At 61.3% G+C, this 23631-nt stretch carries 22 protein-coding genes; 6 read left to right on the top strand and 16 right to left on the bottom strand.

The window, feature by feature from the left end; all coding sequences use genetic code 11:
• Positions 1-13 precede the first annotated feature (13 nt).
• The 9 genes from narJ to RBH19_RS01740 all read right to left on the bottom strand — a co-directional run bounded on the left by narJ (position 14) and on the right by RBH19_RS01740 (position 11168).
• Complete coding sequence (narJ, locus tag RBH19_RS01780; protein WP_306727083.1) at positions 14-748, bottom strand: nitrate reductase molybdenum cofactor assembly chaperone; 735 nt, start codon at positions 746-748, stop codon at positions 14-16.
• Positions 748-2298 carry a nitrate reductase subunit beta gene (gene narH / locus RBH19_RS01775; RefSeq protein WP_306727082.1) on the bottom strand — a complete coding sequence of 517 codons (1551 nt, stop codon included), beginning with the start codon at positions 2296-2298 and terminating at the stop codon, positions 748-750. Before narH ends, narJ begins: the two co-directional genes overlap by 1 nt.
• Complete coding sequence (locus tag RBH19_RS01770) at positions 2295-6044, bottom strand: nitrate reductase subunit alpha (protein WP_306727081.1); 3750 nt, start codon at positions 6042-6044, stop codon at positions 2295-2297. Before RBH19_RS01770 ends, narH begins: the two co-directional genes overlap by 4 nt.
• A gap of 92 nt (positions 6045-6136) precedes the next feature.
• Complete coding sequence (locus RBH19_RS01765; RefSeq protein ID WP_445353957.1) at positions 6137-7753, bottom strand: MFS transporter; 1617 nt, start codon at positions 7751-7753, stop codon at positions 6137-6139.
• A gap of 66 nt (positions 7754-7819) precedes the next feature.
• Positions 7820-9097, bottom strand: coding sequence for an MFS transporter (locus RBH19_RS01760; RefSeq protein WP_306727079.1), 1278 nt, complete (start codon positions 9095-9097; stop codon positions 7820-7822).
• A 257-nt stretch (positions 9098-9354) separates the two neighbouring features.
• The gene (locus RBH19_RS01755; protein WP_306727078.1) at positions 9355-10041 is read right to left on the bottom strand and encodes a cyclic nucleotide-binding domain-containing protein; all 687 of its coding nucleotides are present in this window, start codon (positions 10039-10041) and stop codon (positions 9355-9357) included.
• On the bottom strand, positions 10028-10435 hold the full coding sequence (locus RBH19_RS01750; protein ID WP_306727077.1) for a putative zinc-binding protein: 408 nt from the start codon (positions 10433-10435) through the stop codon (positions 10028-10030). Before RBH19_RS01750 ends, RBH19_RS01755 begins: the two co-directional genes overlap by 14 nt.
• Positions 10432-10887 (bottom strand): hemerythrin domain-containing protein, encoded by a 456-nt coding sequence (locus tag RBH19_RS01745; RefSeq protein WP_306727076.1) that lies wholly within the window; start codon positions 10885-10887, stop codon positions 10432-10434. Before RBH19_RS01745 ends, RBH19_RS01750 begins: the two co-directional genes overlap by 4 nt.
• Positions 10884-11168 (bottom strand): chorismate mutase, encoded by a 285-nt coding sequence (locus tag RBH19_RS01740; protein WP_306727075.1) that lies wholly within the window; start codon positions 11166-11168, stop codon positions 10884-10886. The genes RBH19_RS01745 and RBH19_RS01740 overlap by 4 nt, the downstream gene beginning before the upstream one ends.
• A gap of 158 nt (positions 11169-11326) precedes the next feature.
• Between RBH19_RS01740 and ubiT the strand changes: the two genes are divergently transcribed.
• The gene (gene ubiT, locus RBH19_RS01735; protein ID WP_306727074.1) at positions 11327-11788 is read left to right on the top strand and encodes a ubiquinone anaerobic biosynthesis accessory factor UbiT; all 462 of its coding nucleotides are present in this window, start codon (positions 11327-11329) and stop codon (positions 11786-11788) included.
• A 17-nt stretch (positions 11789-11805) separates the two neighbouring features.
• On the opposite strand, the gene RBH19_RS01730 is transcribed toward ubiT, so the two are convergent.
• The gene (locus RBH19_RS01730) at positions 11806-12696 is read right to left on the bottom strand and encodes a U32 family peptidase (protein WP_306727073.1); all 891 of its coding nucleotides are present in this window, start codon (positions 12694-12696) and stop codon (positions 11806-11808) included.
• A 57-nt stretch (positions 12697-12753) separates the two neighbouring features.
• Positions 12754-13749 carry a ubiquinone anaerobic biosynthesis protein UbiU gene (gene ubiU / locus RBH19_RS01725; protein ID WP_306727072.1) on the bottom strand — a complete coding sequence of 332 codons (996 nt, stop codon included), beginning with the start codon at positions 13747-13749 and terminating at the stop codon, positions 12754-12756.
• 181 nt (positions 13750-13930) lie between these two features.
• Between ubiU and RBH19_RS01720 the strand changes: the two genes are divergently transcribed.
• Positions 13931-14515, top strand: a complete 585-nt coding sequence (locus tag RBH19_RS01720; protein ID WP_306727071.1) for a hypothetical protein — start codon at positions 13931-13933, stop codon at positions 14513-14515.
• A 77-nt stretch (positions 14516-14592) separates the two neighbouring features.
• Here RBH19_RS01720 and fabA read toward each other — a convergent pair whose 3' ends face one another.
• Entirely contained in the window at positions 14593-15108 is a 516-nt protein-coding gene (gene fabA / locus RBH19_RS01715) for a bifunctional 3-hydroxydecanoyl-ACP dehydratase/trans-2-decenoyl-ACP isomerase (RefSeq protein WP_306727070.1), read from the bottom strand.
• A 200-nt stretch (positions 15109-15308) separates the two neighbouring features.
• Entirely contained in the window at positions 15309-15746 is a 438-nt protein-coding gene (locus RBH19_RS01710) for an RrF2 family transcriptional regulator (RefSeq protein WP_306727069.1), read from the bottom strand.
• Between the two features lie 35 nt (positions 15747-15781).
• Between RBH19_RS01710 and RBH19_RS01705 the strand changes: the two genes are divergently transcribed.
• Entirely contained in the window at positions 15782-16987 is a 1206-nt protein-coding gene (locus RBH19_RS01705) for an NnrS family protein (protein WP_306727068.1), read from the top strand.
• 125 nt (positions 16988-17112) lie between these two features.
• Here RBH19_RS01705 and RBH19_RS01700 read toward each other — a convergent pair whose 3' ends face one another.
• Entirely contained in the window at positions 17113-18114 is a 1002-nt protein-coding gene (locus RBH19_RS01700) for a 4-hydroxyproline epimerase (RefSeq protein ID WP_306727067.1), read from the bottom strand.
• 104 nt (positions 18115-18218) lie between these two features.
• On the opposite strand from RBH19_RS01700, the gene RBH19_RS01695 reads away from it, so the two are divergent.
• From RBH19_RS01695 to RBH19_RS01685, 3 genes are all read left to right on the top strand, one after another.
• Positions 18219-19493, top strand: a complete 1275-nt coding sequence (locus RBH19_RS01695; RefSeq protein WP_306727066.1) for an NAD(P)/FAD-dependent oxidoreductase — start codon at positions 18219-18221, stop codon at positions 19491-19493.
• A complete protein-coding gene (gene dapA, locus RBH19_RS01690; protein ID WP_306727065.1) occupies positions 19484-20365 on the top strand; it encodes a 4-hydroxy-tetrahydrodipicolinate synthase in 882 nt (293 codons plus the stop codon). Before RBH19_RS01695 ends, dapA begins: the two co-directional genes overlap by 10 nt.
• A gap of 128 nt (positions 20366-20493) precedes the next feature.
• Complete coding sequence (locus RBH19_RS01685) at positions 20494-20691, top strand: hypothetical protein (RefSeq protein WP_306727064.1); 198 nt, start codon at positions 20494-20496, stop codon at positions 20689-20691.
• A 267-nt stretch (positions 20692-20958) separates the two neighbouring features.
• On the opposite strand, the gene nadA is transcribed toward RBH19_RS01685, so the two are convergent.
• Both nadA and RBH19_RS01675 read right to left on the bottom strand, forming a co-directional pair.
• On the bottom strand, positions 20959-21987 hold the full coding sequence (nadA, locus tag RBH19_RS01680; RefSeq protein WP_306727063.1) for a quinolinate synthase NadA: 1029 nt from the start codon (positions 21985-21987) through the stop codon (positions 20959-20961).
• A gap of 172 nt (positions 21988-22159) precedes the next feature.
• A complete protein-coding gene (locus RBH19_RS01675; RefSeq protein ID WP_306727062.1) occupies positions 22160-23479 on the bottom strand; it encodes a globin-coupled sensor protein in 1320 nt (439 codons plus the stop codon).
• Positions 23480-23631 lie beyond the last annotated feature (152 nt).

Raw genomic sequence — 23631 nt, 5'->3', positions numbered from 1 at the left:
TGTCCTCCGACTGTCAGCCGCGTCCGGCCGGGTTGTGGGATGCCTTGCCGGGTTTCTCCATCCACTGGATGGGGATCTCCTGCTTCTGCCCGGTATCCTGACTGACCGGGCAGCCGCCACCTTCGGCCGGGTTGTTGTTGGCCATGAAGGTCACCTGCTCTTCTTCCCAGATCTCATCCATTCTGGTGATGGTTTCATCCGGGCCTTCGGTGGCTGCCTGCTTGCGCATGGCGCCGGCTTCAGCGGGTTCGCCTCCGATCTCCACCAGGGCCTCGAACAGTTCGGCATGGGTCGAGCCCTTCTCGCGCAGGCGAGCGCCCAGAAGGACGATCACCGCCATGGCGTCGTTGAGCATGGCGTGGATTTCCTCTTCCGGCCGGGTGGAGAGAAACTCCAGCAGCAGGGGCAGGTAATCCGGCAGTTCCCGGGCATCCAGCTCCAGGCCGGCTTCACGGTAATAGTTGATCAGCTCCACCATGGCCTGGCCCCGGTCACGGGATTCACCATGCACATGCTCGAAGAGATGCAGGGAGAGATGACGGCCGCGGTCGAACAGGGCCACATAATCTTCCTGCAGTTTCATCAGTGGTGTGGACTCGAGCTGCTCGATGAAGGCCGTTACCGCCTCCCTCCGCCGGGGGGAGAGGCGGCCTTCCTGCGCCAGTGCCTGGCGCATGTCCGCGCCGGCCTCCACCAATTCGGCGGTGGGGTAGGCCATGAGTCTTGAAAGGATTCGCAATGTAATCATCAGGCCTTCTCCCGGTCTGCCTTGATGGGGAAGAACTTGCGCTGTGCCAGCGGCTTGCCGCCGAACACGTCCGGATCACTGGAGCCGGCATCACAACCGCCACCGAAGCTGAAGCCGCAGCCACCCCGCTCGCTGATGCCGTCGTAGATGGACTCGGAGTTCTCACGCTGGTTGGTGGGGATCACGAAGCGATCCTCGTAGTCGGCAATGGCCATGTAGCGGTACATGTCCTCCACCGTCTCCACGTCCAGACTGACTCGCTCCAGGACTTCCGGCTTTTCCACGCCGTCCACGTGGCGGGCCCGCATGAAGGCGCGCATGGCCAGCATGCGCTCCATGGCCAGCACCACCGGCTCTTCCTCGCCGGCCGTGAGCATGTTGGCGAGATAGCGAACCGGAATACGCAGGGCGTCCACATCTGGAATCTCGCCGTTGAAGCCGATCTTGCCGGCATCCGCCGCCGACTGGATGGGCGACAGAGGCGGGCAGTACCAGACCATGGGCAGGGTGCGGTACTCCGGATGCAGGGGAAAGGCCACCTTCCAGTCCATGGCCATCTTGTAGACCGGTGATTGCTGGGCCGCTTCGATCCAGTTGTCCGGAATTCCCTGCTTGCGGGCCTCGGCGATGATCTCCGGATCATTGGGATCCAGGAAGACATCCAGCTGGGCTTCGTAAAGATCCTGTTCATTGGGCACGCTGGCCGCTTCCTCGATGCGGTCGGCATCGTAGAGCAGCACACCCAGATAGCGGATCCGGCCAACGCAGGTTTCGGAGCAGACGGTGGGCTCGCCCACCTCGATGCGCGGGTAGCAGAAGATACACTTCTCGGATTTGCCGGTTTTCCAGTTGTAGTAGATCTTCTTGTAGGGGCAGCCGGAGACGCACATGCGCCAGCCGCGGCACTTCTCCTGGTCGATCAGGACAATGCCGTCCTCTTCCCGCTTGTAGATCGCACCCGAGGGGCAGGAAGCCACGCAGGTGGGGTTGAGGCAGTGCTCACAGAGACGGGGCAGATACATCATGAAGGTGTTCTCGAACTGCCCGTAGATTTCCTTCTGTACGCCCTCGAAGTTGTAGTCCCTGGATCGGTGCTCGAACTCCGTGCCCAGGATTTCCTCCCAGTTGGGGCCCCACTCGATCTTCTCCATGCGCTTGCCGGTGAGGGCGGAACGCGGCCGGGCCGTGGGCATGGTCTTGGTATCCGGCGCGTTCTGCAGGAAGCCGTAGTCGTAGTCCCAGGGCTCGTAGTAATCATCAATACCCGGCATGTCCGGATTGGCGAAAATGTTCGCCAGAATCCGCCAGCGCCCGCCGATCTTGGGCTGGATGCTGCCATTGGATTTGCGAACCCAGCCACCGTTCCAGCGATCCTGGTTTTCCCATTCCTTGGGATAACCGATGCCGGGCTTGGTTTCCACGTTGTTGAACCAGGCGTATTCCATGCCCTCACGGGAGGTCCACACGTTCTTGCAGGTTACCGAACAGGTGTGGCAACCGATGCACTTGTCCAGATTCAGAACCTTGCCGATTTGCGCTCGAATTCTCATTTGGCAGCCTCCACATACATGGCGTCACCGACATCGTCGTTGTCCATCCAGTCCACCTTGTCCATCTTGCGGACGATGATGAACTCGTCACGGTTGGCGCCGACGGTTCCGTGGTAATTGAAGAAATAACTCTGCTGGGCGTAGCCCCCGATCATGTGGGTGGGCTTGAGCACCGCGCGCGTAACGGAGTTGTGAATGCCGCCTCGCATGCCGGTGATCTCCGACCCGGGGGTATTCACGATCTTTTCCTGCGCGTGATACATCATGGACATGCCTTCCGGTACCCGCTGGCTCACCACCGCGCGGGCGGTGATGGCACCGTTGATATTGAAGGCCTCGATCCAGTCGTTGTCCTTGATGTCCGCCTTGGCCGCATCCACCTCGCTTATCCAGATGATGGGGCCGCCGCGTGACAGGGTCAGCATGAGCAGGTTGTCGGTGTAGGTGCTGTGAATACCCCACTTCTGGTGAGGCGTGATGAAGTTCAGCACCACTTCCTTGTTGCCGTTGGAGCGCTTGCCCTCCATGGCATCGGTGGTCTTGAGATCCACCGGTGGCTTGTACACGCAAAGCTGTTCACCGAAGGCCCGCATCCAGAGGTGATCCTGATAGAACTGTTGGCGGCCGGTGAGGGTGCGCCAGGGGATCAGCTCGTTCACATTGGTCCAGCCGGCGTTGTAGCTCACTTTCTCCGATTCGATCCCGGACCAGGTGGGCGAGGTGAAGATCTTGCGTGGCTGGGCCTTGAGATCGTTGAAGCGGATCTTTTCGGCGGCATGACCGGCCACCAGGTGGGTGTGCTCGCGCCCGGTCTTTTCGGACAGGGACTGCCAGGACTTCATGGCCACCTTGCCGTTGGTCTCCGGGGCCAGCATGAGAATCATCTCCGCGGCGTGGACGGCTGTCTCGATCTTTGGCTGCCCCTTGGCGGAGCCCTTGTTCTGAACGCCGTTGAGGTCGCGCAGGGCTTGTACTTCCTCACTGGTATCCCACTGCATGCCCTTGCCGTTGTTGCCGGCCTTTTCCATCAGCGGTCCCAGGGCCGTGAATCGCTCATAGGTGGCGGGGTAATCCCGCTCCACCGGCACGATGTTGGGCATGGTCTTGCCCGGGATGGGCTCACATTCACCCTTCTTCCAGTCCTTCACGTCCAGAGCCTGGGCCAGCTCGGCCGGGGAGTCATGCAGCAGGGGCAGGGTCACCACATCGGTCTCGGTTCCCAGGTGACCGGGAACCAGTTCCGAGAAGCGCCTGGCGATGCCCTTGTAGATGTCCCAGTCGGAGCGCGATTCCCAGGCCGGATCCACGGCCGCGGTAAGCGGGTGGATGAAGGGATGCATGTCGGAGGTGTTGAGATCGTCCTTCTCGTACCAGGTGGCCGTGGGCAGGACGATGTCCGAATACATGCAGGTGGTGGACATGCGGAAGTCCAGGGTGGTCAGCAGGTCCAGCTTGCCGGTGGCGGCTTCGCGCCACTTCACTTCCTGGGGATGCTTGTCCGTCTCCTCGCCCAGATCCTTGTTCTGCAGGCCGTTCTCGGTGCCCAGCAGGTACTTGAGGAAGTACTCGTGGCCCTTGCCGGAAGATCCCAGCAGGTTGGAACGCCAGACGAACATGTTGCGCGGGAAGTTGGCCGGGTTGTCCGGGTCTTCACAGGCGAAGCCCAGATCGCCGGATTTCAATTGTTCAACCACATAGTCCTTGGGCTCCTGGCCGGCGGCCTTGGCGGCCTTGCCGATCTCCAGGGGGTTGCGGCTGAGCTGGGGCGCGGACGGCAGCCAGCCCATGCGCTCGGCGCGTACGTTGAAATCAATTATGTGGCCCTGGAAGTCGGCCGCCTTGGCCAGCGGCGAGAGCACTTCACCGATCTCCAGCTTCTCATGCCGCCACTGACTGGTGTGGTTGTAGAAGAAGGAAGTGGAGTTCATGTGCCGTGGCGGACGGTTCCAGTCCAGGGCAAAGGCCAGCGGTGTCCAGCCCGGCTGCGGGCGCAGTTTTTCCTGCCCCACATAATGGGCCCAGCCACCGCCGGAGACACCGATGCAGCCGCACATCATCAGCATCTTGATGACGCCGCGGTAGTTCATGTCCATGTGGTACCAGTGGTTCATGGCGGCACCAATGATGATCATGGACTTGCCCCTGGTCTTGTGGGCATTCTCGGCGAATTGCTGGGCCACGGCGATGACTTTCTCCCGGGGCACGCCGGTAATGGCTTCCTGCCAGGCCGGGGTGTAGGGAATGTCATCATCGTAGCTGGCGGCCACATTGCCACCGCCGAGGCCCCGGTCGATGCCGTAGTTGGCGACCATCAGGTCGAAGACCGTGGCCACGCTGACTTCGCTGCCGTCAGCCAGCTTGACCTTGCGGGCGGGTACATTGCGAAGCTGGATGGGGTCATGCTCGGTGTGGCTCCAGTGGGCGTTGCCGCCACCCCCGAAGTAGGGAAAGGCCACGGTGACCACCTCGTCCCTGCTGTCGATTTCACTCAGCTGCGGCCGAATTTCCTTGCCATCGGCATCCAGGGTCTCCAGGTTCCAGCGGCGGTCTTCCTCACCCCAGCGGAAGCCGATGGAGCCACGGGGCACCACGATGTTGCCGGTCTTTTCGTCGCGGACCAGTGTCTTCCACTCGGGGTTGTTTTCCTGACCCATGTTGCTGTCGAGATCCGAGGCGCGCAGATAGCGGCCCGGCACCACGCGACCGTCCTGCTCGTCCAGCATGACCAGGCCGGGCAGGTCGGTGTACCTGCGCACATAGTCGTCGAAGTACTCGCTCTTGCCGTCCACATGCCATTCCCTGAGGATCACATGCCCCATGGCCATGGCCAGGGCGGAGTCAGTGCCCTGCTTCGGGTTGAGCCAGATGTCACCGAACTTGGAGGCCTCGGAGTAGTCCGGAGTCACCGTCACCGTCTTGGTGCCGCGATAGCGGGCCTCGGTCATATAGTGGGCATCTGGCGTGCGGGTCTGTGGCACGTTGGAGCCCCACATCATGAGGAAGGTGGAATTGAACCAGTCGGCGGACTCGGGCACGTCGGTCTGCTCACCCCAGGTCTGGGGCGAGGCCGGCGGCAGGTCGCAGTACCAGTCATAAAAGCTCATGCAGGTGCCGCCGATCAGAGACAGATAACGGGTGCCGGCGGCGTAGCTCACCATGGACATGGCGGGAATGGGGGAGAAGCCAATGATCCGGTCCGGGCCGAACTGCTTGGCGGTATAGACATTGGCCGCCGCAATGATCTCGTTGACTTCGTTCCAGTCGGCGCGCAGGAAACCACCCAGGCCGCGCCGGGACTTGTAGCTTCTCGCTTTCTCCGGGTCTTCCACGATGGACTGCCAGGCATTCACGGGGTCACTGTGACTCTGCTTTGCTTCCCGCCACAGCTCCAGCAGGCGGCGGCGGATCATGGGGTACTTCACCCGGTTGGCACTGTAGATGTACCAGGAATAACTGGCACCACGGGCACAACCGCGCGGCTCGTGGTTGGGCAGGCCCGGGCGGGTGCGTGGGTAGTCGGTCTGCTGGGTTTCCCAGGTCACCAGCCCGTTCTTGACGTAGATCTTCCAGGAGCAGGAACCGGTGCAGTTCACTCCGTGGGTGGAGCGCACGATGCGGTCATGCTGCCAGCGGGCCCGGTAGCTGTCTTCCCAGCGCCGGTTCTCGTCGGTCTTGACGCCATGGTCTTCGGAAAAGGTTTCCTTTTCCCTTCTGAAAAAGGTCAGATTGTCGAGAAAGTGACTCATGCTTTGACTCCTTGCAGGCCGGTTTGCCCGTCAGGCGCGACTCTGGTTTTCAACATTGATTGACTCATCTCATGGTTTCCCGGATTCACGGATTACGGATTCTTGATGTAGGCGTTTTTACGTAGATAGAACCACCAGTTCACCACCAGGCAGATGGCATAGAAGGCGGCGAAGGCATACATGGCAATTTCGGGACTGCCGGCCTGTATCTGCTCTCCCATGACGCGGGGCGCGATGAAGGCGCCATAAGCCGCCACGGCGGAAGTCCAGCCCAGCACGGGGCCCTTCAGCTCCTGGCTGAATACCACGCCGATGGTGCGGAAGGTGGATCCGTTACCGATGCCGCAGGCGGCGAAGATCACGAGGAAGAGTATGAGGAAGGCCGGGAAGTAGTCCTGGGGTGCTTCGGCAGCGTAGGCCAGCATCATTACATAGCCCACGGCGACGGAGGCAAGCACCATGACCACGGAAATCACCTGGGTCACGATGGAGCCGCCCACCTTGTCGGAAAGCCAGCCACCGATAGGCCGGATCAATGCGCCGATGAAGGGGCCGATCCAGGCGAATGTGAGGGCACTGGGGCCATCGGGGTTCGCCACCCGCTCCACGGAGCCATCGGCCTGAACCTGATTCATGTAGCCGAAAATGACCTCGATGGAGAGCGGCAGTGCTGCCGAGAAGCCAATGAAGGAACCGAAGGTCAGGATGTAAAGCACGGTCATGGACCAGGTGTGCTTGTCCTTGAAGATCGTGAACTGTCGTTTGATACCGGGCCGGATGACCTCACCTGGAAGGATGCGAAGAAACCCCAGGGTAAGCACAATGATCAAGGGCAGGGCCAGCCACATGTTGAGTACGCCCAGACCCACCGGTGCGGGAAGGAAGAGGTAGAGGCCAATGGCGGCAGTCAGAAAGCCCACACCATAAAGACCGACCAGCGTGCCAAAGGCCCGCAGGGGATGGCCTGGATTTGGCGTCACCGTTCTGAGGTTGTTCATGCCGAACCAGGCAAAGATACAGGCTGGAATCAGAAGCAGCGCCCAGACCAGGGGGGCATTCTGAATCCATGTCTCCGTACCGGCCTCAATTCGTCCAATGAGCGTTCCACTCGCCCGTTCCAGAATCATGGGATCACCGGACAGGAACCAGAAGACCGGCGCTATCATCACCAGCGGGATCAGGATCTGCATGGTGGTGACACCGAAATTACCCAGGCCTGCGTTCAGGCCCAGGGCCAGACCCTGCTGGCGCTTGGGAAAGAAGTTGGAGATGTTGCTCATGGACGCGGCAAAGTTGCCACCGCCGATACCCGAGAGGAAGGCGTAGAGCTGAAACACCCATAGTGGGGTATCCGGATTCTGCAATGAGATCCAGGCCCCCACGCAGGGAATGATCATTAGCGCCGTGGTAAAGAAGATGGTGTTGCGGCCGCCGGCAATCCGGATCATGAACGAGGCGGGTATCCGCAGGGTGGCCCCGGTCAGACCGGCAATGGCGGCCAGCGTGAACAGCTGGGCCTCACTGAAGGGAAAACCCAGATTCAGCATCTGGACCGCTATCATGCCCCACATCATCCATACGGCAAAAGCCAGCAGCAGATTGGGGATGGATATCCAGAGGTTGCGGTTGGCAATGCGCTTGCCTTCGGACTCCCAAAGCGTAGTGTCTTCGGGATCCCAGCGGTCAATGTCCTGATTGTTCTTCACAATGCCATCTCCTGCGTTTGTGGATCGACGAACCTCGCAAGACCCGCCGTCATTTCGATTATCGATGGTTTACTGTTCGGGTTCCGTCATACGCACACTCGGCTGGTGGTAGCGGTCCCGGGTAAGAATCGGTACGCGACGCTCTGTCCACCACATCCAGATGACGGATACCCCGGTGAAGCCGAAGCAGAGCATCCAGATGGTGGTGGTGACGCCGGTGAGGTCGATCAGGGCACCGAACATGATCGGCAGCATAAAGCCGCCAATACCGCCGGCCAGACCCACCATGCCGGAGACGAGCCCGAGATTCCTGTCATAATCGTCGGACAGATACTTGAAGACCGATGCCTTGCCCAGGCCCCAGGCGATACCGACAATGAACAGCAGCACCGTGAACAGCCACATGGGCAGACCGAAGGAGAATTCGATGGCACCGCCATCCCGGGTATGGATCGCATACTCGGTATGCGGATAGGACATGAAGAAGAAACAGATCAGGCTCGACCACATGCACCACCAGGTGACGTTGTGGGCGCCAAACTTGTCCGACAGCCAGCCACCGAAGGCGCGGATGACGCCTGACGGCAGCACGAAGATGGTGGCGATCAGGGCGGCCAGCTGAATGCCCACGCCATATTCCATCATGTAGTAGCGGGTGAGATAGAGAGAGACGCCCACATAGCCGCCGAAGACCACCGAGTAGTACTGGCAGTACTTCCAGACCTTGGGGTCATTGAGAACCTTGAATTGTTCCCTGAGGCTGACCGAACTCGGGTTCTTGTGCTCCGGGTTGGAGTAGGTGAAGAACCAGAAGAGAATTGCCGTGATCAACATGATAGCGGCGTAGATATTGGCCACATGTTGCCAGCTCAGAACCACGATGACCGTGGGCGCAACGTATTTGGTGACCGCCGCACCGGCGTTGCCGGCACCGAAGATGCCCATGGCCGTTCCCTGCTGCTTGCGCGGGAACCACTTGGCGGTGTAGCTGATGCCCACTGAAAAGGAGCCACCGGCGAGGCCCACGAAGGCGCCAAGGACCAGAAGCTGCCAGTATTCGGTGGCGAACTGCACCAGCCAGATGGCTGGCACCGTGGTCAGCATGAGAATGAAGAACACCGGCCGGCCGCCAAACCTGTCCGTCCAGGCGCCCAGGGGAAGGCGTACCAGAGAGCCGATCAGGATGGGCACGGCCGTGAGAATCCCGAACTGGGTTTCATTCAGGCCCAGTTCATCGGCAATGGGCACACCTATCTCACCGAACATGGTCCAGACCATGAAGCAGATGGTGAAGGCAATGGTGTTGGCGCTGAGAACGGAATACTGCTTGAAGCGGGCCGAGGCCATCGGTGGATCTCCCCTTGGTTGATCATGCACAGGTGCAGCTTAAGGAAGGCGCATAGGCCCAGCCTTGACCTGTATCAAAAATGTACAAGCTTTGATACAGGTCATTACAAGCATTAACCTAGATCAAATTTTTACGCAGGGAAGATCGGTCGAACGTTGATTCAAGCACGCTTGACCCAGATCAAGCGGAAGGCGGTCACAAGGCGCGGCGGTGGGAAATGCCGGTCACCTGATCGGGGAGGAGGAGAGCCGGTAATTCAGGTGAGATCGTCGTAGGCGCAGAATGCGCGCAGTGCCGGGATATCGCTGAGCTCGATCTTGCGGCCACGCGACTTTACGCCACTGTCGCTCAGCCGTGAGAAAGCCCGGGACAGGTTTTCCGGCGTCATGCCCAGGCGACGAGCGAGCATTCCACGCTGTTCTTCCAGTTCGATCTCTGCGTGGTCGCTATGGGTGTCCGCAAGGCTGAGCAGGTAGGAACCGAGGCGCTGGGGTGCCGACCGCAGCTTGAGATCCTTGACCTGTCTAATGAGCAACCGCCAATGACGGGACAATTCCCGGCTGCAGGCAAGACTCAGGGCGCCGTTGCTGCTGATCTCCTCGCGAAAACGCTGGGCGGGAATCATGAGAATCCGGGAGTCGTCCACAGTGCGGGCCGACATCAGGAAAGGCAGTTGCAGGATCACGGCCGGCATGATGAATACATCACCGGCCTGAAAGAACTCCACCACGGTCTCGTCCTTGCCATCGGAACTGCCGATCAGGGCCACACGACCTTCGAGAACCAGGTGAAGGAATTTCGCATCCTCTCCCTGTCGAAACAGAGTGGTTCCCGCCGGCATGTCCAGTTCGAAGGCGTCTTCGAGCACCGCCTGGCGTGTCTTGTCCCCAATCGGCCCGAAAACCTCGTGGCCTTTCAGCATGTCATGGTCACGATCCTGCATCGTTGAAGGTTTCCTGGGTCGTACCTGCAGACAAGGAGCGAGCGGCTTCCGCCATGCGTTCATAAAGGGCGTCCGCCTCATTCGGGTCAAAATCCGCCCGGTAACGCTTTTTGACGCCGAAATCGGAGAGTACCACATGGTGGCTGGCTGTCACCCCGCGCTCTGACAGGCAGGCCTTCACGCAGGCCAGCTGGCAGCCGTCCAGGGCGAGGATCGGCCGGCGGGATTGGGCCGTTCGCACCAGTTTCTTCACGTTCCCGCCCACACCGGCAATGCATGACATCTCTGCTTCATCCTGGCGGTCAAGGCGAACGGCGAGCTCATTGGCCAACTGGGCCGCACTGGAGCAGCCGGAGCAGGAGTAGACAATGGGCTTGTCCGGACGTCGGCTCATGAGGCCTCCCGTTCCTTCATGGATTCAAGCATGCGGTCAAGCCCCACCTGTACCTGCCGTCGTGCGGCATCGTTCATCAGTCGTTCGAGACGGGGGAATACCTCCCGCTCTTCGCGGCGGATGTGGTCGTTGAGCACGTGACCGATGGCCGAGAGTCGCGCGCGATCCTGTCGCCGTGGGTCTTCCAGTGCCTTCTGCATGGCCCGGTGTTCCCGCTCCAGCTCGCTGACCAGTTCATGATCGCCATTGTCGCGCAGTATGGGAAACAGGAGTTGCTCCTCGGCACGGAAGTGTACCGCCATTTCCGTGTACCAGATCCGTGACAGTTTGCGCCAGGCCTCGGAAACATCCTTCTCGCTGCCATCGGCAGCGGCACGCCGAGCGTCCCGCGCCAGTTTCAGGGCAACATTGTGCTCCCGGGACAGGGGCTGCAGTTCGGCACTCCGCTTCATGGGGTACTCCGTTCATTCTGGCCGGCACTCCGGCCGGCTGTGAGAATAGGCTGGTAGATGGCTTCGATCAGCTCGCCGTCGATACCGCTGGAACGGGCAAGCCGAAGCAGCTGTTGCAGGATTTCAGACTCCCGCTCCGGTGAGTGGGGGGGGAGACCGGCCAGTTGCTTGCAGGCCTGGGCCTTGCGTGCGAGTGCAAGGCGTTCCACCAGCAGGTTGAGCAGTTGTTCATCAAGCCGGTCGATCTGTGTCCGAATGTGGTTCAGATCCGTCTCTCTCATGACATGCCCCTGATCCTTGCAAGGGATCCTCGCAAGGGATCCGATTCACGCCCGGATGCTACTGCGTCGGGCTTTTCGAGGTACTTGATGCCGGTCAAGGAAGGCGAAGGCGTTGCCGTGCATGCTCTGGCGTCTGATGTCACCCGGAGAACGCCGTCATGCCAACCGCCTGGCTACTGAGCCTCGTGAAGATGCCCCTGAATCTGACCCCGGTTCGTATGCAGGCATTGGCCATGGAGCCGTTGCTGGAGCGGGTATTTCGTGAACGCATGGCGGACGGTGATCTGGACTTTCTTCGGGGCGAGGTAATCGAGATTGCCATCACGGACCTCGCTCTGCACTGGTTCATCACTCTGGAGGAAGGCCGACTGCGCCTGATCTCGAGAGGCAAGCCGGCAGTCACTGTCGCTGGAGGCGTACGCGAGTTCCTGCTGTTGGCCAGTCGTCGTGAAGATCCGGATACCCTGTTCTTCGAGCGCCGGTTGACGGTTGAGGGTGACACCGAACTTGGCCTGCTGGTGAAGAATCTGCTCGACGGCATCGAGCTTGATGAGCTCCCGCTTCCCCTGCGTCGTGCCGTGGATCTGGGCGCTTCCTGGGTTGCTGCTTCCTCAAGGTGATGCCCGATTCATCATTTTCACCGGCAGGAGGCGGTTGATGTCGTTTCCAGCAAACCGGGTTCTCCACGCCAGTAACCATCAGCCGACGGGGCGATGAGCCAGTCATCCTCCAGTGTCATGGGGGCGTCGCCATCAATGGCCTGCCTCCAGCGGCTTGTGATCTTGTCCATGTCCCGGGATTGAGGGCTGAGGCGGACGCGGTCCACGCCCATGCGATTCATTTCCGGCAGATGGCCGATCAGGTTCATGCAGTGATGGGATTGGGTCTGAATGCCGTTGATCACCAGAAAGTCTTCATCTTCCTGGGTGGTCATGGCCAGGCCATCCGGGTACTCCATGCAGACGAAACCACAGTCGTCCTTGGGCCGGTCATGGGCGCGGGCCGCGAAGCAACGGGCCGACCAGGCCAGGGGCATGCGTCCGAAGGCGAACACCTCCGTTTCGATGCCGATATCCTCACCGAGGATTTCAGCCAACTGGCTGGCAGGCATCTCCAGCGGCGGCACCCAGCCAAACATGCCCGCTTTTCTCAGTACCTGGATTGCGGCTCGGTTGTAGAGGTTCAGACCGCTGCCGCCCACGAATGGCAGGCCCTTGTCCTCCGCCACTGAAACGGCCGAATAGTCATTGGCCTCGATGTGCAGGCCACGATCACAGAGCCGCTTCAAGGCCCCGGCTTCCGAACGGGCTTCGATCAGGGTCAGGGAGGAAAGCAGTACTTCCTTGCCGGCATCAATCAATTCAGCACCAATCTCCAGCCAGTCGTCCACCCGCAATTCCCGACGCTTGGAACAAACGGTCTCCCCGAGATAGACCCGATCCACCGGCCAGTGCCTGACCCGGTGATAGAAATCCAGTGTCTCCTGGCGCGGCCAGAAGTATAGGATCGGGCCCAGACTGATACGCATTACATTCTCCCCGGCAAAGTCGATGTCACATGGCCGAAACAGGGCAGCAAACTGTTGTCATTGCCACGTCCTGGCATAGGCGCCCAGAGTGGTCTGACTCCCTTCCGACAGGCGGGACAGTGTCTTCTGGCCTTCGGCTTCCGGCTTGAAACCCTCCGGATTGCGTTCCAGCGAGTCCAGCAGCTGGCGCCAGACACGAGCCACCGCCGCCACATACGCGGGGCTTCTCTGGCGACCTTCGATCTTCACTGCCGAGATGCCCATGGCCTTCAACTCCGGCAACAATTCCGCCGTATTCAGGCTGGTGGGTGTTTCCAGGGCATGATGAAGGCGCGCGCCAGTGAAGAACCGCCCCTTGCAGAGAGTGGGGTAACCGGCCCTTTCCTGTTTGCCGAAACGGTCGATCATCTTCCCGTTCAGCCGTGATTCCAGCACCTCGCCTTTGTCCTCCCAACGGACATGGGAAGCCGGTGAGCAGACCCCGGCGGTATTCGGCGATTGCCCCGTAACATAGGAAGAAAGCTGGCAGCGGCCTTCGGCCATGATGCAGAGGCTGCCGAAGGCAAACACCTCCAATTCCACCGGGCTGTCTTCGGCCAGAGCACGCACCTGCTGCACTGCCAGCACCCGTGGAAGGACGGCTCGTCGAATGCCGAAGTGGCGATGATGGAAAATCAGGGCTTCGCGTGTGGTGGCCGATGCCTGGACCGACAGGTGGCGAGTCAGGTCGGGATGTTTTTTCGCGGCGTAATCCAGGACACCCACATCCGCCAGGATCAGGGCGTCGGCACCCAGATCGGCAGCCTGATCCACGGCCGAGCGCCAGCGCCTGATGCCGTCCGCATGGGCATAGGTGTTAATGGCCATATACACCTTGCTGTTACGGGCATGGGCGTAGCGAACGGCTTCCCGTATGCGGTCCGGTGTAAAGTTGAGGCCGGCAAAGTGACGCGCATTGGTGGCATCCTTCAAGCCGAGATAAACCACGTCGGCACCTTCATCCACCGCAGCCTTGAGTGCAGGCAGGCTGCCCGCCGGACATACCAGGTCCATGACTCACTCCATCGCAAAGATTCACCGAAGCGTATGGCTTCCAGGCAATGCCATCCTTGATGGCCATCAAGGACAAAACCCCGCGTACCACCGACCGAATACGCGCCAGTCGTTAGCGAAGTTTTTGCCTTCTGCAATGAATGCACTAGACTCGTTCTTGTCACCCATTAAGGAGTCGATAATGACCAAGCTGATCAAAGAGGCGGAAAAGTCTTTCAACCAGGCGAGAAAGAACCTGGTCAAGACCGTCAGTCGTGAGTACAAGACGCTTGATCGTGAGATCAAGAAGCTTGCCCGTGAGGCGAAGAAGCGCCAGACGGCCATCAAGCGCGAGATGCGTGCGCGGGATCAGGCCAAGCGCAAAATTGATAAAGCCAATACCGTGGCCAATCGCAATGCCTTGCAGAAGGCGCAGGATGCCATCGAGGATTTGCGTCGCGAGCAGAAGCTGGCGCGCGCGGAAGCGGCCCGCCTGCGTGATCAGAAGGCCGAGGCGAAGATTTCCCTGACCCTGGGTGAGAAACTCGACAAGGCCATCGACAAGACCACGTCCGCCTTCGAGAAGGCCGTGGAGAAGGCGAAGAAGAAGGCCGCCCGCAAGAAGGGTAAAAAGAAAAAGGCGCGCAAGAAAACGGCGACACGGAAGGTGAGCAAGAAAAAGACCGGCAAGAAGAAAGTGGCGAAGAAAGTGGCCCGGAAAAAAGTGAGCCGGAAGAAGACGGCCCGCAAGAAAACGGCGCGAAAGAAGACGTCCGGCCGCGCCTGAGGCCTTTCATTGACCGCGAGGAGGACGCCGGGTTGAAGTACTGATCAACCCGGCGTTTCCTGTTTCCGGGGTCTTGGCTAGACTTCGTCGGCGCCGAACAGGCCAACCCGCAGATTCTTGGCCGTGTAGATTACTTCACCATCCACACTCATCTGGCCGTCTGCGATGGCCATTTTCAGGCCGCGGCGAATCACCCGGCGCATGTCGATGCGGTATTCCACCACCTTGGCATCCGGCATCACCTGGCCGGTGAACTTCACTTCGCCCACGCCCAGGGCGCGGCCGCGGCCCGGGTTGCCTTCCCAGACCAGGTAGAAGCCCACCAACTGCCACAGGGCATCCAGGCCCAGGCAGCCCGGCATCACGGGATCATCCTTGAAATGACACTGGAAGAACCAGAGGTCCGGATTGATGTTCAGCGTGGCCCGGATGATGCCCTTGCCGTATTCACCACCCTCGTCGCGAATCTCGTCGATACGGTCGAACATGAGCATGGGGGGCAGGGGCAGTCGGCCGTTGCCGGGGCCGAACATCTTGCCTTCGGCGCACTCGATGAGCTGGTCGTAATCAAGGCTGTTGGGTCGGTCTGTCATGGGTCTCGCTCGTGCTGGCTGTCAGGGCGGCCGGATGGCCGTCGGGCCGATTGGCCCGCAAAGCCGCGTATGTTCCCCAATCCCTGCCGCCGCGTCAATTTAAGGTGGGCACGGTCGCGACAGTCGGCGTGCCAGTATCCGCGTCGGGGTTGACCCCACGCCGACTCATACCTTGACCGAGGTCATGTTTCGCCGAGTCACTATCCCGGAGAATGCGCTCTGGCAGGTGGTGAGCCGCTGTCGACCGGATTGTCCAGGCTCTGGGCCAGGGTGAAGCCGTCCAGGTGCGACAGGAAGCCCTCCATGGCTTCGCCGAGCATGGATTTCAGGCGGCAGCGCCTGAGGAGAGGGCAGCGTGGTTCAAGGCAGTTGACCGGGCGCAGCGTGGGCTCGAGGTCGCGTACCACCTGACCAATGATGATGGCCTCGGGGGCACGGGCCAGCAACAGTCCGCCATGGCGGCCGCGGCTGCTTTGTACATAGCCCAGTCGGACCAGGCGCGCCACGATCTTGCGCAGATGATGCCAGGAGACGTCGAGTTCCCGGGCTGCCGCGCTGGCGGGAATTCGCTGCTCCGGATGCTCGCTGAGCAGCATCAGGAGACGCAGGGCAAAGTCGGTCTGTTTGGTGAGTTGCATGATGGACCTGCATGAGTGACGAAAAGGAGCCTGACATGAGTGCTGTCAAAATGAGCCTCGGCAAATCCGCAAACCGGGACGGGACATCATGGCCCGTGGTTCTGCAACAGCCGTTTCGACTGTTCTTTCTGGCCGCCGCCTGGTTTGCCGTACTGCACGCGGCCTGGTGGGGTGGCATGCTGGCCAGTGGCAGCATGGGTATCGAGGGTAATCCTTTCCTGTGGCATGGCTATCACATGGTCTTCGGTTTTGCCGTGGCCATCGTCATCGGCTTCCTGCTGACCGCCTCGGCCAACTGGACGGGGAGGCGGGTTTCTCCCCCGCTGCTGACGCTGACCCTGTTTCTGTGCTGGCTGGTGGCGCGTATGGCCGGTTTCTTTACCAGCCCGATCTCGCCGTTGCTGGCCCAGGTCTGCGATGCCCTGGCCCTCTGGGGAGCTACGGTCGCGCTCGCTTATGCACTCTTGAAATCGGACAACCGGCGCAATTACATGTTCATTGCGGTCTTGGCGGCACTGGCGTCAGCCGCCACCTTTTTCGTGTTCGCCGAGATCGGTCTGGTGGCCGATATCCGCTTCGGCCTGCTCCGGGTGGGCCTGGATCTCATGCTTCTGCTGATGATCCTGATGGGGCAGCGCATCATCCCCTTCTTTACCGACCGCCGACTGCCCACCCTCGCTGTGCGTCAGTCGCGCGCATTGATGGTTGCCGCGCCCCTGAGCGTACTCCTCGCTGTGCTTGCTTACCACCTTCAGCAGCCGATGCTGGCCATGAGCCTGATGCTGGTTTCCGCTGTCGTCCTCTGCATGCAGATGACCCTATGGCGCAGCTGGGGCAGCTGGCGCGAACCCATGCTGTGGATTCTCCACATCGGCTACCTGTGGCTGGTGGTTTCCCTGATCTTCCGTGCCGGCAGTCTCGGCTTTGGCTGGATGCCGTATTCCACCGCCGGCCATGCGGTTAGCGTGGGTGCCCTGGGTGCCCTGGGCCTGGGCATGCTGGCCCGGGTCTCCCTTGGCCATACCGGGCGTGAAATCCGCGCCAGCGGCTGGATGGTGCTGGCCTTCGTTCTGGTCACGGTCGCCGCCATTCTGCGCATGCTGACTGGCTTCCCCACCGGCCTGCCCATGCAGTGGCTGTTCGGCCTCTCGGCCCTGAGCTGGATCCTGGCCTGGCTGCTGTTCGCAGTGAGTTATTTGCCGGTGCTGCTCAGTCCCCGCGTGGACGGTCGTCCGGGTTAAAGCGGGGGGGGTACCCCCCCCCCTCGTAGTCGTAATCGTAATCGGAACTTCAGAGACGCAGGCAAAAGGCCGATTACGACTACGATTACGAGGGTTGGCGGCGCCGAAGGTTTTGGGGGGGGGGGTTATTTCACTTCAAAACCGTTCCAGTAAGGATCCTCGTCATCCACGAAAATCGTGTTATGCCCGATCACCCTGGCCCAGCCTTCCACGCTGGGGAGGATGGCGTCGTGATCACCCACGCGGGTTCGGCCCTCGATGCGGCCGCGGAAGAGGCTGCCGATGATGCTCTCGTGGACGAACTCCTCACCGTCATCCAGGCGGCCGCGGGCGGCCAGCTGGGCCATGCGCGCACTGGTTCCGGTGCCACAGGGAGAGCGGTCGATGGCGCGCTCGCCATAGAATACGGCGTTGCGGGCATGCGCCTCCCGGCTGCGGGGCATGTCGGTCCACATGGTGTGGGAAACGCCGCGTACCGTGGAATCGTCGGGATGGATGCATTCCACCGCTTCATGGGCGGCCTGACGCACCTTCGGTGACAGATTGAGAATATCGTCCGCGCTCATTCCCTCCATGCCGGGCCAGTTCGTCTGTGGTTCCACGATGGCGTAGAAATTGCCACCATAGGCAATGTCCACACTCAGCCGGCCAAGGCCCGGCACCTCGATTGCCACGTCCCGATGGGCCAGGAAGCTGGCCACATTGCGGATGCGCACACTGCTGACGCGACCATTCTCCATCCGGTATTCGGCCTTCACCTGACCGGCCGGAACATCCAATGTCACCTGACCGGGTGTTCCCGGTTGCAGCAGTCCGGCCTCAATGGCCGCCGTGACGGTGCCGATGGTGCCGTGACCGCACATGGGCAGACAGCCACTGGTCTCGATGAAGAGAATCGAGGCGTCGGCATTGTCCGAGCAGGGCGGCAGCAGCAGGGAGCCGGACATGACTGAATGCCCGCGGGGTTCGTACATGAGGGATTGGCGAATCCAGTCATGGCGGGCGAGAAAATCCTGTCGTTTCTCGCTCATGGTCTGTCCGTTCAGCACTGGATAACCACTGGTCACCAGGCGAACGGGGTTGCCACAGGTGTGGGCGTCGATGCAGAAAAAGGTGCCTTTTAGCATGGCCTCGGGTCGGTTTATGGTGTGGAAAGCGGTAGGATTACAGCTGTCGGCGAGACGGGCAAGCCGTTCTTCCGCTCTTCCCCAGGACATTCACGACAAGATCAATGACTGAATCCACAACAGACACCGATTTTCTCATTATCGGTGCCGGCATTGTCGGAGTAACGGCGGCCCACGAATTGCAGACGGCCGGTCGGCGGGTGCTGCTGATCGACCGGGATGCACCCGGCGCCGGCGCCTCCCAGGGCAATGCCGGCCATTTTGCCACCGAGCAGATCTTTCCCATCGCCGATGCCAGTATTCTCTGGAAGGTGCCAAGGCTGTTGCTGGATCCCCTGGGGCCGCTGGCCATCGACTGGCGCTATGCCCACCGCATCACGCCCTGGCTACTGCGTTTCCTCTGGAACATGCGCCCCGCCCAGGTGCGGCGAACCACCGAGGCCCTGGCCGCCCTCAGTGGTGGCAGCCTGGCCGCCTGGCAGGATCTTCTTGGTCGCAGCGGCGGACTGTCGCTGATTCGCAGCCGGGAATCCCTCACCGTTTTCGAGCACACGGCCACCGGGCGCCGCCTCGAACGGGATATGAAACAAATGCAGGCCCATGGTGTACCCGTTTCCGCCATCGGCGGTGACGAGGCTCGGGAGCGGGTGCCGGCCCTCAGCGACCGCGTGGTCGGGGCCCTGCATTTCACGGCCACGGGGCATGTGGCGGATCCGCTCAAGGTGCTGGAGCACGTCTGGGGCCATGCGCGCCAGGCCGGCGCGCAATTCCGCCGCGCCGAAGCCAGGCGGGTTCGGGTGTCCGACGACGGTGTGGTCGTCGCCACGGAGCAGGGCGATATTCACGCCGGGCAGGTCCTGATTGCCTGTGGTGCCCACTCCCGGCCCCTGGTGCGTGATGCGACGGGCGTGAAGGCGCCCCTGGATACCGAGCGTGGCTACCACCTCATGCTGCCGGCCGAGCAACAGCGCCTGCCCATGGCCATTGCCTCGGCCGAACGACGTTTCATCATGACCCCAATGGACGGCGGCCTTCGGCTGGCGGGCACCGTGGAGTTTGGCGGGCTGGAGCGGCCGGAGAACTGGCGCCGGGCCTGGGTGCTGCGCGAGCATGCCAATGCCCTGCTGCAGCCCGCACTGGACGACGCGCGTGCCCGGCCGTGGATGGGATTTCGCCCGACCCTGCCGGATTGCCTGCCGGTAATTGACCGCGTGGGGCCTGGGGGGCGTCTGTTGATGGCCTTCGGGCACCATCATCTGGGGCTGACACAGTCCGCCTTTACCGCCCGAATCCTGACTGCGCTGGCCAATGATCAGGAGCCACCGGTCTCCATTGAACCCTATCGTCTGCAACGTTTCGGGAGGACAGCATGGAACTGAAGGGCGTATTCACCCCCCTCGTGACCCCCTTTGACGCCGATGATGCCCTCCATACCGCGGCCCTGGATGCCCTGATCGAGGCCCAGATCGAGGCCGGGGTGGGTGGCCTGATCGCCTGTGGCACCACCGGCGAGTACTACACCCTGAACGAGACGGAGCGGGACAAGCTCATCCGGCGGGTGGTTCGTCAGGTGGACGGACGGGTGCCGGTGCTGGCCGGCATCAATGCCCTCAACACCGCCGAGGGCATTCGTCGAGCCGAGCAGGCCCGGGATCTGGGCTGTGATGGCCTGATGATGTCGCCACCGGCCTACAGCCTGCCGGAGCAGCACGAGATTCTGGCCCACTTCAAGGGCGTGGCGGCGGCCACGACCCTGCCCTTGGTGCTGTACGACTTTCCGGTGCGGGCCGGTGTCCAGATCGAGGTGGAAACCGTCCTTGCCCTGGCTGAAGTGGACACGATCGTCGGCATCAAGGAGAGCAGCGGTGATTTCAGTCGCCTGCTCGCCCTGCGGGATCAGGATCTTGGCGATTTCCAGCTCATCTGCGGCTGTGACGACCAGGCCGCGGATCACCTCTGGTGGGGTGCCGAGGCCTGGATCAGCGGCTCCGCCAATCTGCTGGCCGCCGAGCAGGTGGCCATGGTGGATGCCGCCCGCCAGCGGGACTTCGGTGCCGTGCGCGAGCAAATGCAGGCCATGCTGCCCCTCATTCGGCACATGGAGGGGGGTGGTTACAACCAGAAGGCGAAGCTCGGCGTGCGCCTTCGCCTGGGCATCGATGTGGGGGAGGTGCGCCAGCCGCTGCTCCCGCTCGACGGAAATCAAATCAAGGAATTTCAGTCACTTATAGAGTGTTTTGATAAGAGATAGTCTGTAGTGATTTTTTAGGAGTATTGGCCAAGCTCAGGAAATTATTGACTTTTTGCCATTTGCGGCTATTCTGGGGATGTCAGCCCAATAATTCCCAGATCAATCCGCTGTGGGTTAAGGAGTGAGGCATGAACCTGAACCAGTTCACCAACCGACTGCTGGAGCGCTTTTCCGGCCCCATTTCCCAGCAGGTATTCATCCGCATCCAGAGCGATCCGGTGCTCATGCGCGAGTACTTCGCCCTGGTCAAGGAGCACGGCGTGACCGAGGTCAACGGCTACATTGCCGACCGCATCCGCGAAAGCATGGAGACCCAGGCGGCTTAGCCGCCGGAGGCGGCAGGAGCAAGGAGCAAGGAGCAAGGAGCAAGGAGCAAGGAGCAAGGAGCAAGGAGCAAGGAGCAAGGAGCAAGGAGCAAGGAGCAAAACCCCGGGCTTCGGAATGGCACCGTGGGAGCGGCTTTAGCCGCGATGACAATCCTTCCCCTGGCACGCCACCCGCCAATCAAAAAAGCCCTGCCAACTGGCAGGGCTTTTTCGTAGCCACCAAGGAATTTTGCTCCTTGCTCCTTGCTCCTGGCGGCCTTTGGCCGCCTAGGCCGCCTTCTTCCGCCCCACATCCAGCATGCGCTGCAGGGAATCCCGGGCGCCGGCGATGACCTTTTCGGGAACGGTCACCTCGGGGGCCATGTTTTCCAGCGCGGCCAGGATCTTGGGCAGGGTGATGCGCTGCATGTGCGGGCAGAGATTGCAGGGGCGGATGAATTCCTTTTCCGGATGTTCCGAGGCCACGTTATCGCTCATGGAGCACTCGGTGATCATCACCACCTGTTTCGCGGGCGTTTCGTCCAGGTGCTTGATCATGTGGCCGGTGGACCCGACATAGTCCGCCGCCTTGAGCACGTCCTGCGGGCACTCCGGATGGGCGAGGACATAGACCCCCGGGTGCTGGCGGCGGTAGGTCTCGATCTCGGCGCCGGTGAAGCGCTCGTGCACCTCGCAGGAACCTTCGTAGAGGATGATCTCCACATCGGTCTGGGAGGCCACCCACTGGCCCAGGTACTTGTCCGGGGCAAAGATGACCCGATCCACGCCCAGGGATTCCACCACCTCCACGGCATTGGAGGAGGTGCAGCAGATATCGGCTTCCGCCTTCACCTCGGCCGAGGTGTTGACGTAGACCACCACCGGTACACCGGGGTAGCGCTCCTTGAGCAGGCGCACATCCGCACCGGTGATGCCTTCGGCCAGGGAACAGCCCGCGTCCATGTCCGGCAGCAGCACGGTCTTCTCCGGCGCCAGGATCTTGGAGGTCTCGGCCATGAAGTGCACGCCGCACTGCACGATCACATCGGCATCGACCCGGGCGGCGTCACGGGCCAGGCCCAGGGAGTCCCCGGTGATGTCGGCCACGCCGTAGAAAATGTCCGGTGTCTGGTAGTTGTGCGCCAGAATCACCGCCCCGCGTTCCTTCTTGAGCTCGTTGATGCGGGCCACATAGGGGGCATGCACCGCCCATTCCACTTCGGGAATGACGTGGCGTACCTTTTCGTACACCGGGCGCAGGCTTTCCAGCAGCGCCGGGGTCACTTCGGGCAGTGCCTGTCCTGAATGCTGAGTCATGTCGTTCTTCACCTTGCCTGAACTGTCCGGGACGCCATTTTACCTCAAGCGGAGGCTCGCCCGCCGCCCACGCCCGGCATTTTGTCCGCAAAGAATGCCGCTGGCGGTTTCCGGGTGCATTGATACGGATCAAGTCCCGGCGCCCCTGTGGACAGCGCGGTGACAGGCGGGTTCAGTGTCGGTCGACGATCATGCGGAGTTTTTCGGCGCGAGCGCCAAGGTCCGAGGCCAGGCGGGACAGGGATTCGGATTCGCTGGCATTGGATTGGGCAGTTTTGTCGATTTCCCGGGCGGCGGCTGAAATCTCGCCAATGCTCGTGCTTTGATCCTGCAGGGCGCGCGCGATCTCGCGGATCTGTTCCGAGACCTGCTCCACGTAACCGTTGCCTTCGTCGATGAGTTGCGTGGACTCATCGATGAGGTGGCGAATCCGTGCGGCGGATTCCGTGGTTCGGTCGGAGAGCTGTTTGACCTCCGCCGCCACCACGGCAAAGCCGCGGCCCTCGTGCCCGGCCCGGGCGGCTTCCACCGCCGCGTTCAGGGCGAGGAGGTTGGTCTGGAAGGCAATATCGTTGATCATGTCGACAATGGAGGTGATCTCCTGGGAGGATCGGCTGATCTCACGCATGGCGCCCACGGCGCTGTGGCGCTCGTCGTTTTCCCCCGTGGCGGTGTTGGCCGCGTGACGGGCGCGGTCCAGGTTGTCGCGGGTCATGTTTTCGATGCCTTCCAGGGTGGCGTTCATTTCCTCGATGGCGGCGGCCTCTTGCTGCGAGGCGCTGGAAAGGCTTTCGATCATGCCTCCCAGTGTGCGGGTGTTGTCACCCAGATCCCCCGCGGTTTCCCGGATGCCGCCGAGCATGTCACGCATGGCCTGCTTGTAGGCCGACACATGGTCGGTGACGTCTTCCTGGGCATTGTCAATGGCAATGCTGTCGCTCAACTCCAGCGTCTCGAGCATATCGATCATGAAACCGTCGGTGACCGCCTGGATATCCAGCAGCAACACCCGTTCGAGCAGTGCTCTGGCACGTCGCCGGAAGAACGGGCGATACCAGAAATCCCGGCGCAGTTGACGATCGATCAGTTCGAAGTGCAGGGAGTAGGAGCCCAGATAGAGTTTCATGGGCAGGCCAATATCATTGTGCAGCTGGCCGATTCGCAGGCGTTTCTCCATGTAGGCCATGTCGAAGCCGCCAGCGGCCGCGTGAGCGGTGATGTCCCGCAGATAGTCCGCCTGTGCGCTTTCCAGGTTGAGCCGGAGCTTGTCCAGCGACATCATTCGTTGCCCGGCGTAGTGCTCGAAGAAGCGCCGGGAAGCGGGGTGTGAAAACTGGAAATCGTAGAAGTGTCGGGCCATCAACGGGGCGCGCCGTGTCATCCAGGCATCCAGTCGTCCCAGAAATTGGACTTCCCCGTCCCCCAGCTTGAGGAATGACAGGCGTTCAGCGAGATTGTGGCCGTTCAGGCGCAGCTTTTCGGTTATTGCCATTGCGATGTTTCACGATCCCGGTTTCCGTTGTCTGACCTGTCCTATCGGCCGGCCAGCTAATTGCTTTAGATCATACTGAATAAAGCCGAAATCAAGTAGGGAATTAACATGGATCAATGAATGGATGGCAGGAAAGTGCGGATGAATGGGCT

The sequence above is a fragment of the Natronospira bacteriovora genome (assembly GCF_030848495.1).
Taxonomy (GTDB): domain Bacteria; phylum Pseudomonadota; class Gammaproteobacteria; order Natronospirales; family Natronospiraceae; genus Natronospira; species Natronospira bacteriovora.
This window is presented reverse-complemented; position numbering and strand designations above follow the sequence as displayed.

What these genes read in the sequence shown, in the direction of transcription:
- RBH19_RS01745 (WP_306727076.1), bottom strand. Translation starts at nt 10,887, where the DNA reads ATGAAGCGGAGTGCCGAACTGCAGCCCCTGTCCCGGGAGCACAATGTT.
- RBH19_RS01760 (WP_306727079.1), bottom strand. Translation starts at nt 9,097, where the DNA reads ATGGCCTCGGCCCGCTTCAAGCAGTATTCCGTTCTCAGCGCCAACACC.
- RBH19_RS01755 (WP_306727078.1), bottom strand. Translation starts at nt 10,041, where the DNA reads ATGCAGGATCGTGACCATGACATGCTGAAAGGCCACGAGGTTTTCGGG.
- RBH19_RS01720 (WP_306727071.1), top strand. Translation starts at nt 13,931, where the DNA reads ATGACCAAGCTGATCAAAGAGGCGGAAAAGTCTTTCAACCAGGCGAGA.
- RBH19_RS01695 (WP_306727066.1), top strand. Translation starts at nt 18,219, where the DNA reads ATGACTGAATCCACAACAGACACCGATTTTCTCATTATCGGTGCCGGC.
- narH (WP_306727082.1), bottom strand. Translation starts at nt 2,298, where the DNA reads ATGAGAATTCGAGCGCAAATCGGCAAGGTTCTGAATCTGGACAAGTGC.
- narJ (WP_306727083.1), bottom strand. Translation starts at nt 748, where the DNA reads ATGATTACATTGCGAATCCTTTCAAGACTCATGGCCTACCCCACCGCC.
- RBH19_RS01685 (WP_306727064.1), top strand. Translation starts at nt 20,494, where the DNA reads ATGAACCTGAACCAGTTCACCAACCGACTGCTGGAGCGCTTTTCCGGC.
- nadA (WP_306727063.1), bottom strand. Translation starts at nt 21,987, where the DNA reads ATGACTCAGCATTCAGGACAGGCACTGCCCGAAGTGACCCCGGCGCTG.
- RBH19_RS01700 (WP_306727067.1), bottom strand. Translation starts at nt 18,114, where the DNA reads ATGCTAAAAGGCACCTTTTTCTGCATCGACGCCCACACCTGTGGCAAC.
- RBH19_RS01770 (WP_306727081.1), bottom strand. Translation starts at nt 6,044, where the DNA reads ATGAGTCACTTTCTCGACAATCTGACCTTTTTCAGAAGGGAAAAGGAA.
- ubiT (WP_306727074.1), top strand. Translation starts at nt 11,327, where the DNA reads ATGCCAACCGCCTGGCTACTGAGCCTCGTGAAGATGCCCCTGAATCTG.
- RBH19_RS01710 (WP_306727069.1), bottom strand. Translation starts at nt 15,746, where the DNA reads ATGCAACTCACCAAACAGACCGACTTTGCCCTGCGTCTCCTGATGCTG.
- dapA (WP_306727065.1), top strand. Translation starts at nt 19,484, where the DNA reads ATGGAACTGAAGGGCGTATTCACCCCCCTCGTGACCCCCTTTGACGCC.
- RBH19_RS01705 (WP_306727068.1), top strand. Translation starts at nt 15,782, where the DNA reads ATGAGTGCTGTCAAAATGAGCCTCGGCAAATCCGCAAACCGGGACGGG.
- ubiU (WP_306727072.1), bottom strand. Translation starts at nt 13,749, where the DNA reads ATGGACCTGGTATGTCCGGCGGGCAGCCTGCCTGCACTCAAGGCTGCG.
- RBH19_RS01675 (WP_306727062.1), bottom strand. Translation starts at nt 23,479, where the DNA reads ATGGCAATAACCGAAAAGCTGCGCCTGAACGGCCACAATCTCGCTGAA.
- fabA (WP_306727070.1), bottom strand. Translation starts at nt 15,108, where the DNA reads ATGACAGACCGACCCAACAGCCTTGATTACGACCAGCTCATCGAGTGC.
- RBH19_RS01740 (WP_306727075.1), bottom strand. Translation starts at nt 11,168, where the DNA reads ATGAGAGAGACGGATCTGAACCACATTCGGACACAGATCGACCGGCTT.
- RBH19_RS01750 (WP_306727077.1), bottom strand. Translation starts at nt 10,435, where the DNA reads ATGAGCCGACGTCCGGACAAGCCCATTGTCTACTCCTGCTCCGGCTGC.
- RBH19_RS01730 (WP_306727073.1), bottom strand. Translation starts at nt 12,696, where the DNA reads ATGCGTATCAGTCTGGGCCCGATCCTATACTTCTGGCCGCGCCAGGAG.